The 12,384-nt window shown below is 63.5% G+C and carries 16 protein-coding genes; 12 read left to right on the top strand and 4 right to left on the bottom strand.

Features of this window, described 5'->3' with window-relative positions:
• The first annotated feature begins 36 nt into the window (after window positions 1-36).
• From AC1MBU_RS09500 to ypfJ, 3 genes are all read left to right on the top strand, one after another.
• Entirely contained in the window at window positions 37-1,332 is a 1,296-nt protein-coding gene (locus AC1MBU_RS09500; protein WP_346028322.1) for an MFS transporter, read from the top strand.
• Window positions 1,247-1,636 (top strand): ArsR/SmtB family transcription factor, encoded by a 390-nt coding sequence (locus tag AC1MBU_RS09495; RefSeq protein ID WP_056547375.1) that lies wholly within the window; start codon window positions 1,247-1,249, stop codon window positions 1,634-1,636. The genes AC1MBU_RS09500 and AC1MBU_RS09495 overlap by 86 nt, the downstream gene beginning before the upstream one ends.
• A 66-nt stretch (window positions 1,637-1,702) precedes the next feature.
• On the top strand, window positions 1,703-2,614 hold the full coding sequence (gene ypfJ / locus AC1MBU_RS09490; protein ID WP_479787077.1) for a KPN_02809 family neutral zinc metallopeptidase: 912 nt from the start codon (window positions 1,703-1,705) through the stop codon (window positions 2,612-2,614).
• 9 nt (window positions 2,615-2,623) lie between these two features.
• On the opposite strand, the gene AC1MBU_RS09485 is transcribed toward ypfJ, so the two are convergent.
• Window positions 2,624-4,078, bottom strand: a complete 1,455-nt coding sequence (locus AC1MBU_RS09485; protein ID WP_479787075.1) for a protein adenylyltransferase SelO — start codon at window positions 4,076-4,078, stop codon at window positions 2,624-2,626.
• A gap of 154 nt (window positions 4,079-4,232) precedes the next feature.
• On the opposite strand from AC1MBU_RS09485, the gene AC1MBU_RS09480 reads away from it, so the two are divergent.
• Window positions 4,233-4,433, top strand: coding sequence for a hypothetical protein (locus AC1MBU_RS09480; RefSeq protein ID WP_277358402.1), 201 nt, complete (start codon window positions 4,233-4,235; stop codon window positions 4,431-4,433).
• An 18-nt stretch (window positions 4,434-4,451) separates the two neighbouring features.
• Here the strand turns inward: AC1MBU_RS09480 and AC1MBU_RS09475 are convergent, their stop codons facing one another.
• Window positions 4,452-4,715: a hypothetical protein gene (locus AC1MBU_RS09475; RefSeq protein WP_479787074.1), complete on the bottom strand. Its 264-nt coding sequence runs from the start codon at window positions 4,713-4,715 to the stop codon at window positions 4,452-4,454.
• Between the two features lie 83 nt (window positions 4,716-4,798).
• On the opposite strand from AC1MBU_RS09475, the gene AC1MBU_RS09470 reads away from it, so the two are divergent.
• From AC1MBU_RS09470 to AC1MBU_RS09440, 7 genes are all read left to right on the top strand, one after another.
• Window positions 4,799-5,032: a hypothetical protein gene (locus AC1MBU_RS09470; protein WP_479787073.1), complete on the top strand. Its 234-nt coding sequence runs from the start codon at window positions 4,799-4,801 to the stop codon at window positions 5,030-5,032.
• A gap of 79 nt (window positions 5,033-5,111) precedes the next feature.
• Complete coding sequence (locus AC1MBU_RS09465) at window positions 5,112-5,825, top strand: histidine phosphatase family protein (RefSeq protein WP_479787072.1); 714 nt, start codon at window positions 5,112-5,114, stop codon at window positions 5,823-5,825.
• Between the two features lie 15 nt (window positions 5,826-5,840).
• Window positions 5,841-6,392, top strand: coding sequence for a DUF3090 domain-containing protein (locus AC1MBU_RS09460; RefSeq protein ID WP_277358406.1), 552 nt, complete (start codon window positions 5,841-5,843; stop codon window positions 6,390-6,392).
• Window positions 6,392-7,159: an SCO1664 family protein gene (locus AC1MBU_RS09455; protein ID WP_479787070.1), complete on the top strand. Its 768-nt coding sequence runs from the start codon at window positions 6,392-6,394 to the stop codon at window positions 7,157-7,159. Before AC1MBU_RS09460 ends, AC1MBU_RS09455 begins: the two co-directional genes overlap by 1 nt.
• A 76-nt stretch (window positions 7,160-7,235) precedes the next feature.
• Window positions 7,236-7,967 (top strand): DinB family protein, encoded by a 732-nt coding sequence (locus AC1MBU_RS09450; RefSeq protein WP_277358408.1) that lies wholly within the window; start codon window positions 7,236-7,238, stop codon window positions 7,965-7,967.
• A 110-nt stretch (window positions 7,968-8,077) separates the two neighbouring features.
• Window positions 8,078-8,419 carry a hypothetical protein gene (locus tag AC1MBU_RS09445; protein ID WP_479787069.1) on the top strand — a complete coding sequence of 114 codons (342 nt, stop codon included), beginning with the start codon at window positions 8,078-8,080 and terminating at the stop codon, window positions 8,417-8,419.
• Window positions 8,420-8,539: 120 nt separating this feature from the next.
• Entirely contained in the window at window positions 8,540-8,971 is a 432-nt protein-coding gene (locus tag AC1MBU_RS09440) for a hypothetical protein (protein WP_479787068.1), read from the top strand.
• A gap of 36 nt (window positions 8,972-9,007) precedes the next feature.
• On the opposite strand, the gene AC1MBU_RS09435 is transcribed toward AC1MBU_RS09440, so the two are convergent.
• Window positions 9,008-9,958 carry a LysR family transcriptional regulator gene (locus AC1MBU_RS09435; protein ID WP_479789756.1) on the bottom strand — a complete coding sequence of 317 codons (951 nt, stop codon included), beginning with the start codon at window positions 9,956-9,958 and terminating at the stop codon, window positions 9,008-9,010.
• 71 nt (window positions 9,959-10,029) lie between these two features.
• On the opposite strand from AC1MBU_RS09435, the gene AC1MBU_RS09430 reads away from it, so the two are divergent.
• Complete coding sequence (locus AC1MBU_RS09430; protein WP_479787067.1) at window positions 10,030-11,778, top strand: FAD-binding protein; 1,749 nt, start codon at window positions 10,030-10,032, stop codon at window positions 11,776-11,778.
• A 25-nt stretch (window positions 11,779-11,803) separates the two neighbouring features.
• On the opposite strand, the gene AC1MBU_RS09425 is transcribed toward AC1MBU_RS09430, so the two are convergent.
• Window positions 11,804-12,235, bottom strand: a complete 432-nt coding sequence (locus AC1MBU_RS09425) for a hypothetical protein (protein ID WP_479787066.1) — start codon at window positions 12,233-12,235, stop codon at window positions 11,804-11,806.
• Window positions 12,236-12,384: the final 149 nt, after the last annotated feature.

Here is a 12,384-nt window from a genome sequence, read left to right as displayed (position 1 = left end):
TGCACAAATGCGCACGTATGTACTATGTTGAGCAGTGTGCTGACAGTCCTCCGCAATGTTGCGTATCGCAAACTCTTCTCTGCGCAGGTGATTGCGCTGCTTGGTACAGGCCTGCTCACCGTGGCACTGGGTCTCCTCGCGTTCGATCTTGCGGCGGGCCAAGCAGGAGCCGTCCTCGGTACTGCCCTCACCATCAAGATGCTGGCCTACGTCTTCGTGGCTCCCCTGATGGCGGCACTGGTGGAACACCTTCCCAGGAAAGCCGTCCTGATTGCAGCTGACCTCGTCCGCGCGGCCGTTGCCCTAATGCTGCCGTTCGTGGATCAGGTGTGGCAGGTCTACGTTCTGGTATTCGTGCTGCAGTCGGCCTCGGCTACCTTCACCCCGGCGTTCCAGTCGGTGATTCCTGTGATTCTGCCGCGGGAGCGCGACTACACGAAGGCGCTATCCCTCTCGCGGCTCGCCTACGATCTTGAGTCGCTCCTGAGCCCCGTCATCGCAGCCGCGCTGCTGGTGATTATGAGCTATTCCAGTCTCTTTGTCGGCACCGTCATTGGGTTCCTGATTTCCGCTCTGCTCGTCGGAACCACCCGGTTGCCCGCTCCCCCGCCACCCGCGCGCGGGAGTTCCCTCCTGCACCGCACCACCCTGGGGGCCCGGATCTTCCTGCAGGTGCCGTCTCTTCGTGGTCTCTTCGCACTGAACCTGGTGGTTGCCTGCGGTACCGCGCTCGTCCTGGTGAATACCGTCGTTTATGTCCGAGAACTTTATGGCGGAACCAACGCTGAGGTGGCAATCGCCCTCGCCTGCTACGGCGCCGGATCAATGACTGTGGCACTGACGACGCCGGCACTGCTGGAGCGCTTTCCGGACCGGGCCTTCATGGTGAGTGGAAGCGCGGTGATCGCAGCGGGCGTGGGTGCGGCCGGCGTCATCGCGTTACTGCAGCCCGCCTGGGTACTGATGCTCCTGCTGTGGGCGCTGCTGGGTGCCGGTACTTCGATGATCAATACGCCGTCTGCGCGCCTGCTGCGCCGCGCGGCCACGGATGCAACGCGGTCCTACCTGTTCACGGCGCAGTTCTCCCTCTCGCACGCCTGCTTCATTCTCAGTTACCCGATTGCGGGATGGGCTGGAGCCGCCGCCGGGCAGCCTGCGGCCGCGTTCATCCTTGCAACGCTCGCTACACTGGGCGCTGTGGCAGCATTGCGGCTTTGGACGGCCGAGCCTCCGGCTACCGGGGCAGATGAGTCACCTGTCAGCAAGGAGTGGACTGTTGAGCGAAGAACCGGTCGGCTCGCGGCCCAGCCTGAATCATCCGAACGATCCTGATGAAGCACGCCTCGACGTCGGCGCATCCCTGTTCAGGATGCTCGCCGACCCTACGCGGCTGCACATTCTGTGGCTGCTCTCCGAGGAATCCGGCGACGTCAGTTCCCTGGTGGAACGCACGGGAGCAACCCGCACATCAGTCAGCCAGCATCTGGCCAAGCTCCGTTTCTCGGGATTAGTAACCACGCGGAAAAGCGGCCGCAATGTCATCTACAGCATTGCGGACGGGCACCTCGCACGCCTGGTACGGGAGGGCCTGAACCACGCCGACCACCGCGTTACCGGGGAGCCTGCACACGACTGATCCTCCTGCTCCTCGGAACCGGCGCCTACCGAATGCACAGCAGGCTTCCTAGTTTAGAGTTCTGGCATGAGCTTCAATGACAATGCCCAGTTCGATCCCTCCCGGGTGAGTGACCGGCGCGGCCGCGGCCGCGGCCGCGGCGTCGCTATCGGCGGCGGCCTCGGCGGCGGCCTGATCCTGCTGCTGTCACTGTTCTTCGGCCCGGGTGTGGTGGACCAGTTAGGACTTGACGGCGGCACCGACACGGATACCGGTATCGGTGCGGACTCTGATCCCGCCATCAACGCGTGCCAGACCGGCGCGGACGCCAACGAGCGGCTCGACTGCCGCATCCTTGGCACCGCTGAAAGCCTGGATAGCTTCTGGTCCCCTTACCTGGAGCCCTTCGGCATTCAGTACACGCCGCCCGGGGTGGTCCTGTTCAGCGGCCAGACCAACACGGGCTGCGGCGCGGCGAGCAGCGCCGTCGGGCCCTTCTATTGCCCGGCGGACGAGCAGACGTACTATGACACCGCCTTCTTCAACGATCTGGTGACCCGCTTCGGTGCGTCCGCTGGGCCGCTGGCTCAGGAGTACGTAATTGCCCATGAGTTCGGGCACCACATCCAGAACCTGACGGGCGCACTGAGCGCATCCCAGCAGGACCCCCGCGGTGCAGAGTCCGGAGCAGTCCGGGTGGAGTTGCAGGCCGACTGCTACGCCGGCATGTGGGCGGCGCATGCCACAACGGTCCCTGATCCAGAATCCGGGGTTCCCTTCCTGCGCGAGTTCACTCGAACCGACCTGCAGGACGCGCTGTCAGCGGCGTCGGCGGTCGGCGACGACCGCATCCAGGAATCGACCACCGGTCAGGTCAACCCCGAGGCGTGGACCCACGGTTCCAGTGAGCAGCGTCAGGCGTGGTTCCTGCGGGGACTAGAAACGGGAGACATCGAAGCGTGCGACACATTCGCCGCTGAGGATCTCGACAATCCCTAGCCCGCTTTCTCAGGTCCCGCAGAAGGTCCGGTACGAGCCAAAGTCCTCAGGCGCTCCAGCGGCATAGCGCTCGAAGCCGTCACGCTCCTGAAACGGCGCCGTCACAGCAGCGAGCAGCGTGCCCAGCGGTTCGAGGTCATCCTCAACGGCAGCAGCGAGAGCTTCTTCCACGCGGTGATTCCGCGGGATGTACACGGGGTTAACCCTGTCCATGGCGTCTGCTGACGGGTTCAGGGTGAGCCACTGCGCCAACCAGGTATCAAAACGTGCGGGGTCAGCGAAGTAGCTGCGGGACACTTCAACGTTCCCGCGCGCGGCAGCGCTCAGGCTCCGCAGGAAGGACGTGTAGTCCACATGGTCCTCCTCCAACAGCGTCAGGAGCTTTCCTGCGATGTCTGCCGCATCGACGCCGTCCGGCAGGCCCAGCTTGATGCGCATTCCCGCGGACCAGGCACCGCTGTAGAAAGCGGGGAATTCTGCCAGCGCTTGCTCTGCCAGCTTCACGGCGTCGTCCTGGTTTTCATCGAGCAGGGGCAGCAGCGTTTCGGCGAAGCGGGTGAGGTTCCAGTGGGCGGCGGCCGGCTGGTTCGCATAGGCATAGCGGCCCATGGTGTCGATTGAACTGTAGACCGCTGAGGGGTTGAAGGCGTCCAGAAAGGCGCACGGACCGTAGTCGATGGTCTCACCGGAAATGGTCATGTTGTCCGTGTTCATGACGCCATGGACGAAGCCCACCAGCATCCACTGCGCGACAAGCTCCGCCTGGGCACGGATGACCGATTCAAGCAAGGCGAGGTAGGGGTTGGGTGCCTGTGCTGCCTCGGGAAAGTGGCGGGTGATGGCGTAATCCGCTACGCGGCGGAGCAGTTCGATGTCACCGGTGGCACGGGCGTACTGGAAGGTACCGACGCGCAGGTGGCTGGCGGCGATTCTGGTCAGCAGGGCGCCCGGCAGCAGTTCCTCGCGCTGCACTGGACGTCCCGTGGCCACGACGGCGAGCGAACGGGTGGTAGGGATGCGAAGTGCGTTCATCGCTTCGCTGACGATGTATTCACGCAGCATGGGGCCAATGGCGGCGAGTCCGTCGCCACCCCTTCCGAACGGTGTGCGGCCGGAGCCCTTGAGGTGGATATCCCGCAGGGTGCCGTCCGGGTTTGCAACCTCTCCGAGCAACAGCGCGCGTCCATCACCGAGGCGGGGGCTGTACCCGCCGAACTGGTGGCCGGCGTAGGCCTGCGCAACCGGGGTTGCACCTTCGGGTACGCGTGCGCCGGTGAGGAGACGGACGCCGTCGGGAGCCCGCAGGAAAGCCGGATCAAGCCCGAGCTCGGCCGCGAGCTGCTCGTTGAGCACCAGCAGGTGCGGTTCGGCCGGCTCTGCTGCTTGCCAGGGCGTGCCCATTTCCGGCAGGTGGCGGGCGAAGTGGTTGTCGAGGGTGACGGTCGGCGCCGTAGAAACACTCACGTATATGTCAACAGACGTGGCGTTCGGGTTGTTCCCCGCGAACGGCCCCCTTTCGTTATCGCTTTCCCTGAGGACCGGGCGTATGTTGGAGGTATGTCGGCAATGGGCCGTCCGCCCGGCGCCGTAGCTATGCGGCACGGGAAAGGAGCCGGACATGTTTAGCTTCCGACGAAAGGGCGCCGCCTTCGAGCGCAAGAAGGCCGCCGCTGCATCTGCCCATCAAAAGGACTTCCGCGAGGGGTACGTCCACATCCATGGGAACGAGGAAAAGGCTAACGACCTCGCCATGAGGGCGTATGGCGACAAGGACGGTGACGGCAAACCGGACGTTCCGTTCATGCCGTTCCCGGGGTGACGGGGCCCAGAGCGTTCGCTACATGACCCGCTCACCCAGGGTGATGTTCCTGCCGAAATCGGAGTAGAAGGGCGGGAAGACTGTGACGGATTCAGCGACCGGCTTACCCGTCAACTCGGTCAACAACTCGCGCACCCGCGCAGGTTCCTGGTAGAGGCCGTTCAGCTCGCCAGTGATGCGCAGGGCCTGTTGGCTGGTCCGATGCATCACTTCGTGCAGTGGGGAGTCCCCTGTGATGGTGTGGCCGGCGTTCAGCGCGTCAAGTAGTTCGTTGAGTTCCATGGTGTCCTTTCGGTCTGACGGAAGTTCCGAGGCAGCCAATGAACCGCAGCCTGGTGACAACTCTTCATGACAGGATGCCCCTTATGGGGAATACGTTGAAAGTTCTCGTCACTACAGTCGCCATTTCTGCCACGCTGATTGCCCTCGCCGTCTGGGTCCTATCCGGGATAACGGCTCTGGACGCGTTCGCGGTAGTGGCGCTGTCGCTGCTGATCGCTCTTGCCCTGCGCCATCTCCGGGAGAAACACGTGAAGCTCAGGGCTGACGACGAGGGACAGCGCCATCACCGCGGACGCGGTGGAGGCGGGCTGATGTGACAGTCCGCCTCGGCGCAGGTGAACCATGGACACCAGTCCCCTGAGGGTTCACCGTCGCGCGGATGGTTACGCTGGGTGAATGGCGACAGTTCTTCTCGTGCGGCACGGCCGCACCACAGCGAATGCTTCAGGGCTTCTGGCGGGCAGGGCCGACGGCGTCAGCCTGGACCAGGTCGGCCGGGAGCAGGCGGCCCTGACCGCTGACCGGCTTGCAGCCGTCCAGGTTGCCGGAGTCGTATCGAGCCCGCTTGAGAGATGTCAGCAGACCGCCCAGTTCATCCTCGATCGCCAGTCCGGTGCCTCGCGTGCACCCGTCGAAATGAATCTCGATGCCTGTCTGACGGAATGTGATTACGGCCAGTGGCAGGGCCGCATGCTCAATGATCTCGCCACCGAGGACCTGTGGTCGGCAGTGCAATCGCAACCGTCCGCCGTCACTTTTCCCGGCGGCGAATCCATGGCCGCGATGCAGGCCCGGTCGGTGGCGGCGATTCGACGCCACGACGCCTCCTTCGAATCCCTCCACGGGCCGGGAGCAGTGTGGGTGGCAGTGAGCCACGGTGACATCATCAAGTCGATCCTCGCCGACGCCCTCGGCATGCACCTCGACCTATTCCAACGCATCAACGTGGGACCGGCCTCCGTGTCGATCGTGCGTTACGGAGCCAATCGGCCGACCGTTCATGCAACCAATACCGACGCCGGCGATCTGTCTTGGCTGTCCACCAGCGTCACTTCCGACGACGCACCGGTGGGCGGTGGCGCAGGACACACGGCGTCATCAGCGCGATGAGCCTAAAATAGCAACATGCCCACAACTGTTCACGAGTTTGTCTGGCCTGACCGCGTCGTCGTCGGCACCATCGGGCTTCCGGGGGCCCGCACGTTCTACCTGCAGGTACGTGCAGGAAAGCAGATAGTCAGCATCGCCCTCGAGAAGCAGCAGTCGGCGCAACTCGCCGAAAAAATCGATGAGATCCTCGATCAGCTCATCAACCTCGAGGGCAACCCCTTCAGCGTGCCCACGAGCACTCCCATCGAACTCGTCGACAATGACCAGCTTGAGGCGGTAGAGGAACAGTTCCGCACCGGCGTCATGAGTTTGGGGTGGGACCCGACCACGGCGCAGATCGTCGTCGAGGCGTACCCGCTCAGTGACGCTGAGAGCGAAGACGAAACCTTCCCCGATGACGACGACGCCGATGCGTCCGAAGTGCTGCGGGTCAGCATGCCTGTTGGTACCGCCCGCGCCTTCGCCAAGCGCACCCGCGAGGTTGTAGGCGCCGGGCGTCCGATCTGCGTGCTGTGCGGTCAGCCAATCGACGCTGATGGGCACATCTGCGCCCTGCCCGAAGCCTGATGCCGACGCCGGACCTGTTGACCGCCGAGCTGACGCTCACCGGCCGCATCACGACGGCGTCGAACGCGACCTTCCTGGGCAGCATTGGCGATGCAGCAGTCATCTATAAGCCAGTAGCAGGCGAGCGTCCGCTCTGGGATTTCCCCGACGGTGTTCTTGCGCACCGGGAGATGGCCGCCTACCTCGTCTCGGAGATACTGGGCTGGAATGTCGTTCCTCGCACCTGGCTACGCGACGGTCCACTGGGTGAAGGGATGGTGCAGCTCTGGCAGGAGACGGATCTAGCCCAGAACGCGGTGGATCTGGTTGCGACGGGCGAGGTGCCGAAGACCGGCTGGAAGCAGGTCCTCGAAGGTCAGGACGAGAACGGCTCGATGGTAGCTCTCATCCACGAGGACTCCCCCGCGCTGAGACGTATGGCGGTGTTTGACGTACTGGTCAACAACGCCGACCGCAAGGGCGACCACATTCTTGCAATGGAGGACGGGCATCGGCACGGTGTGGACCATGGGCTGACCTTCCACAGCGACCACAAACTGCGCACGGTGCTGTGGGGATGGCTCGGTGACCCACTCACGAGCGAAGAGCTCGACGGCGTCGATCGCCTCAGCGAAGCCCTGCACGGTGAGCTGGGCCATGAACTGACGGACCTTTTGTCCGCGGACGAAATCGCTGCGCTCGCGGCGCGTTGCACCCGGATGCGCTCATCCGGGCGGTTCCCAGCTCCGAGCGGTGAAATGCCCGCGGTGCCCTGGCCATTGTTCTAGGAACGGACGCAATCCTTCCGTGAAGAATCGTCCTCTACCGTAGCTTTCAGCGCCCCTTCACCGGAGAATGAGGGCCATGACGACCTACACCAGCACGAAGGAATTCGAGGGCGCAACCTTCGTCAGGGCAAGTTTCAAAGGCGCCACCCTGCGATTCTCCGATGTCAGCGGCGTGTCGATGCGCGGCGTCGACGTGGACGGACTCGACATCGACAGCCACGACCTATTCTTCGGCAGTCTTCTCGTCAACGGGGTCGACGTGGTGCCGCTTGTGGATGCCGAACTCAACCGGCAGTTCCCGGGCCGCGAACTGCAGAAGGCGCAGACGCCCGAAGGCCTGCGGGAGGGGTGGCTCGCGGTGCAGTCCGCGTGGCAGGAGACTGTGGATGGCACGCCGACGAACTTGGTGGACAGGCAGGTAGCGGACGAATGGTCTCTGGCTCAAACCCTGAGGCACCTCATTCTGGCGACCGACGCCTGGCTCGGCAGCGGGATCCTGCGGAAGGAGCAGCCGTTCCACGAGATCGGACTGATTTTCACCGGCGCCGGCGAGATGGGTTTCGACATGTCGATCTTCCGGGTGGAGCTGCCGGCGTACGAGGAGATTCTCGCTGTTCGGGCAGAGCGCCAACAGCAGGTCACCGATTTTCTGGCCACGGCAACGCCGGATCTTCTCGCAGAGGAACGCGAGAACCCCTGGGGCGGCGGCGACTGGCATCCAAGCGTCGGCGACTGCATTCGCGTGATCCTCGAGGAGGAGTGGGCACACCTCCGCTACGTCAGACGGGATCTCGCTCGTATTGGTTAGGGCCCGAGAAAACCAGCCGGGCCGGGTCCGCCTGGGGGACTCGTTAGCATGGGCTCATGGGACGAGTCAGGAATGTCAGGATAGAACCGCTGATAGGAAGTCTTGTTCTGATGCTTATCGTCGGATACTTCTCGCAGACGTCTCCATCTGCATGGGTGGCGCTCCTGATAACACTGGTCACCGTAGCGTTCGGCATACAGATCGCTACTGCTGTCCTCAGGAACTCATCCGAGCAGGTCGAGGGTGCTAAACCTGCACCCCGACGGCGTACCGTGATGGCACTCGCATCAGTGGTCGGTCTCATCGCGGTGGCGCTATTCGCGTACGCGTCCTACACGTTGCTCGCATTCGCGCATTACTTCTCGCTGGCTGCCATCGGTGCGGCGCTCTGTAGCGTGATTGTCGCTTGCATTTCGATCCGAGCCGCCAATTACGCAGCCTTGCAGAACTGACGACAGGCACCCGGCTATCCCGTCTCCCGGCGGTAGTGACAACCAACTCAGGAAAGCACGGGAACGGCGAATTCCAGCTGGTCAGCTCAACCACTACTCCGATGAGATTTACAGTAAAGGATGCGCCTGACCCGAAACCGCGACCGGCGGCCGTTTGAGCAATGGTCGGCCGTCGTCCTGATTGCCCTCCTGTCAGCAGCGCTCTGGTTCGGCTGGTTCGCCTGGGATACCGAGTACCAGTACGACGCCGCCACGGGTGAACTGACTGGACCGTATGAAGTATGGCAGGGAGTGGCAGCGCTTCTGTGCGGCATCGTGGTGATAGGGCTCGCCTACCGGCTCTTGCATTTCATCGTTGCTCTGCTGGTACTTCCTGCTTCCTTCACGCTTGCATGGATCAGCACTGCCTCTGCCATAGATTCGGGCGGCCTGTGGGCGGTCGGGGCGATACTTCTCGCCTTCGGTACTACTTTCGGTACAGCCGTCTTGCTTGGCATCGCCGCAGCAATCGAAGCCGTAGGCAACAGACAACGGGCCCCGATATCCGAGTGAGCAAACACCGGGCATGTCCAGCAGTCGTGGGGTGATCTAATTCTCTGAGTCCCGTGGAGCTGGCGTAACCAGACGCGCCAGGTCGGTGCCCGGCGCCGCAAGTCGGTCCACGATGTCAAAGACGAACTGCTGCATGGCAGCAGCGGCGGCCGAGGGCCCGACGTCGTTGCGCCGGGCCAAGTTGACGGTCCGCGTCAGCGAAGGACTCACCAAGCGAGCGCTCCGCAGTCCGGGGCGGTCATGGACCACCATCGCCGGCACCACGGCCACGCCGAGCCCTCTTTCAACAAACCGCAGCACTGCGTCCATTTCGGCGCCCTCCACGGCCACCACCGTTTCCAGACCAGCGGCGGAGAACGCAGCATCGGTGGCGACCCGCAGGTCGTAACTGCGGTTGAACGCCACCTGAGGGATGTGAGCCAGCTCTTTCAATGTGAGCTCTTCCGGCATCGCCGATCCGGCGGCGGAAACGACCACAAGCTCTTCTGCGAGCAGTGGAATTAATTCGGTGCCCGGAACCGTCGGGTTCACTGCGCGGGTGACCACCAGGGCCAGATCCAGTGCACCTTCGGTGAGGGCCTCCACCAGGAAACGCGAGCCGCCCTCCGTGATGTGTAGTTCCACCCCGGGATGCGCACTGCGGAAGGCGGCCAGCACATCGGCGACCAGCGAGACGCACAGAGTCGGTGGAGCGCCCAGCCGAACTCGACCGCGGTGTAATCCTGACAGTTCGTCCATCTTCTCGCGAGCGGTCTGCGCGTCGCCGAGCATGCGCCGAGCGATGGGCAGCAACAGCTCGCCCGCGTTCGTCAGCGTTGCTCCTGAGGAGCCCCGGTGGAACAGTTCAGCACCAAGATCGGCCTCAAGCGCGGCGATCTGACGGCTCAGGGACGGCTGGGCGAGATACAACTCGTCGGCCGCGCGTGTGAAATGCCCCACTCGAGCTACCGCTTCAAAAGAGCGCAATTGGTCTAACTTCACCTGTATAGCCTAAACGCATCATGGTGAGCCAAATAATTCATTGGAAACATGGAGCGCACAAACCTACCGTTGTCGATATGAATCTCCACCACACTTCCGAACGTCTCATGTCCACGTCCGTGCTGGTGATCGGTACCGGAGGCGCCGGGTTGCGCGCTTCGATCGAACTCGCTCAGCGTGGGGTGCAGGTGCTTGCAGTGGGCAAGCGCCGCAAGCATGATGCGCACACCTCTCTGGCGGCTGGCGGGATCAACGCCGCCCTGGGCACCATGGACCCGGAGGACAGCTGGCAGCAGCATGCCGCCGATACCCTTCGCGAGTCTTACTTCCTGGCCGACCCGAGCATCGTAGAGACCGTAGCGCGCAATGCGGCCCGCGGCATTGCGGACCTCGAACAGTGGGGGATGCCGTTCGCCCGGGAGGAAGACGGACGAATCTCGCAGCGCTTCTTCGGTGCCCATAAGTACCGCCGTACCGCCTACGCCGGGGACTACACCGGTCTTGAAATCCAGCGCACCCTGATGCGCCGGGCAGCAGAGCTGAACGTGCCGATCATCGACACGGTCTACATCACCCGCCTGCTCGTCGCCGACGGCACGATCTTCGGCGCCTACGGCTTCGACATCGTGGACGGCACCCCGGTGCAGATCCACGCCGACGCAGTCATCCTGGCCGCAGGCGGGCACACCCGCATCTGGCGCCACACCTCCTCCCGTCGCAACGAGAACACCGGTGACTCCTTCAGGCTGGCAGCGCTGGCCGGTGCCCGTATTCGCGACGCGGAACTTGTTCAGTTCCACCCGTCGGGCCTCCTGGAGCCCGACGACGCCGCCGGCACCCTCGTCTCCGAAGCCGCGCGTGGAGAGGGCGGTATCCTCACGAACGCTCTCGGTGAACGTTTCATGGAACGCTATGATCCCGCGCGTATGGAACTCTCCACCCGGGACCGGGTGGCCCTTGCCGCATTCACCGAGGTTGCCGAGGGCCGCGGGACCGAGAAAGGAGGCGTCTATCTGGACGTCTCACACCTGGCGCGCGAGACCATCCTGGAGAAGCTGCCGCGGGTCTACCGCACCCTGATCGACCTGCAGATGGTGGACATCACCACCACCAAAATGGAAATCGCACCCACCGCCCATTACTCGATGGGCGGGGTGTGGGTAGCACCGGAGGACCATAGCACCGGCGTGAACGGGCTGTTTGCAATCGGCGAGGCTTCCTCAGGTCTGCATGGGGCCAACCGGTTGGGTGGCAATTCACTGATCGAACTGCTTGTCTACGGGCGCATCACCGGAGAGCATGTCGCTTCGTACGTGGGCTCCCGCACCGAGATAAGCAGGGATCCGGCCGCCGTCGGACTGGCCCGCACCGAGATGCAGTCTCTGTTGCGCGAGAACGGGACCGAGTCAGTACGGCGCCTACAGCGCGAGCTGCGCAACCTGATGACCGAGCATGCCGGTGTGGTGCGTACCGAGCAGGGGCTCCAGGAAGGGCTGGACAAGCTAGCGGCCCTGGAGGAGCGTGCTCAGAACGTCACCGCACATCCGGACATCGCCGGCTTCGACGACCTGGCCCATGCCTACGACCTGCTTGGCTCGCTGCTGGCCGCACGTGCCACCCTGGAGTGCGCGCTCGAACGGCGCGAAACGCGTGGGGCCCATAACCGAGCGGATTTCCCTGCGATGGATCCCTCCCTCAAGGGGAACTTCATCTGGTCGCCGGCAGAGGGAGTCAGCTTCGAAGCGCTGCCGCCGGCTCCCGACTCGTTCCGGGCCCTCGCTGAAACCACCGCGGACGACTCCGTCGCCGGCAAGCTTTTGGAGTGAATACTGAATCTCCAGCTGCGGACATTCAGCTCGAGCTGTTTCTCGTGATCAGGTTCGGATGAGGAGTGCTCCATCCGTTGTCCACATAGTCCTGAAGGTTTGCGTCGTCGGTTACGAGCCGAGCCTCAACGCCAAAGGCGATATACGATGCGCCGACTTCCTCGCCAATGTTTAGGTCGCACCCACCGGTCGTCTGGCCGGGCCCCTGTGACACGACGACGAGACAGGTGTTGGAACCCGCGTTAGACGTTTCCACCCCCGCGTAAAAATGCAAACCGTCCTGCTCGGCGAGGAAACGTGAAGAGTTCTCATCGAGGTAGGAAACGTCCGCTTCCGCCGAAATCGTGTCCTCTTGACCGGCCGTTGTCTGTAGGACATCGAGGTCCGCGTGAGTTAGAGGTGCGTCCGGCTGCGCGCCGATGAGCGATTCACTGCTACAACCTGTCATGGTGAACAAGAGCGCCGTTACTCCAACGACTAGCCGCCCCTTAAGCATCGTTTCTCGTTTCGTCGATGGGCTGACAATACGTGTAGCACCACCCTCAGCTCCGAAGACATGGTCGTAAAACCAGATTCAGACGGCAGCGAGCAACGCCGTGTGGCCGC

The sequence above is a fragment of the Arthrobacter sp. PTI12 genome (assembly GCF_056679915.1).
The sequence above is the reverse complement of the archived record's forward strand: the minus strand, read 5'-3'. Positions and strand labels throughout refer to the sequence as shown.

Excerpts from the sequence above, each read along its gene's own strand:
- AC1MBU_RS09430 (WP_479787067.1), top strand. The coding sequence starts at position 10,030 with ATGAATCTCCACCACACTTCCGAACGTCTCATGTCCACGTCCGTGCTG.
- AC1MBU_RS09475 (WP_479787074.1), bottom strand. The coding sequence starts at position 4,715 with ATGGAACTCAACGAACTACTTGACGCGCTGAACGCCGGCCACACCATC.
- AC1MBU_RS09470 (WP_479787073.1), top strand. The coding sequence starts at position 4,799 with ATGGGGAATACGTTGAAAGTTCTCGTCACTACAGTCGCCATTTCTGCC.
- AC1MBU_RS09460 (WP_277358406.1), top strand. The coding sequence starts at position 5,841 with ATGCCCACAACTGTTCACGAGTTTGTCTGGCCTGACCGCGTCGTCGTC.
- AC1MBU_RS09495 (WP_056547375.1), top strand. The coding sequence starts at position 1,247 with ATGAGTCACCTGTCAGCAAGGAGTGGACTGTTGAGCGAAGAACCGGTC.
- AC1MBU_RS09465 (WP_479787072.1), top strand. The coding sequence starts at position 5,112 with ATGGCGACAGTTCTTCTCGTGCGGCACGGCCGCACCACAGCGAATGCT.
- AC1MBU_RS09450 (WP_277358408.1), top strand. The coding sequence starts at position 7,236 with ATGACGACCTACACCAGCACGAAGGAATTCGAGGGCGCAACCTTCGTC.
- AC1MBU_RS09480 (WP_277358402.1), top strand. The coding sequence starts at position 4,233 with ATGTTTAGCTTCCGACGAAAGGGCGCCGCCTTCGAGCGCAAGAAGGCC.
- AC1MBU_RS09445 (WP_479787069.1), top strand. The coding sequence starts at position 8,078 with ATGCTTATCGTCGGATACTTCTCGCAGACGTCTCCATCTGCATGGGTG.
- AC1MBU_RS09455 (WP_479787070.1), top strand. The coding sequence starts at position 6,392 with ATGCCGACGCCGGACCTGTTGACCGCCGAGCTGACGCTCACCGGCCGC.
- AC1MBU_RS09440 (WP_479787068.1), top strand. The coding sequence starts at position 8,540 with ATGCGCCTGACCCGAAACCGCGACCGGCGGCCGTTTGAGCAATGGTCG.
- ypfJ (WP_479787077.1), top strand. The coding sequence starts at position 1,703 with ATGAGCTTCAATGACAATGCCCAGTTCGATCCCTCCCGGGTGAGTGAC.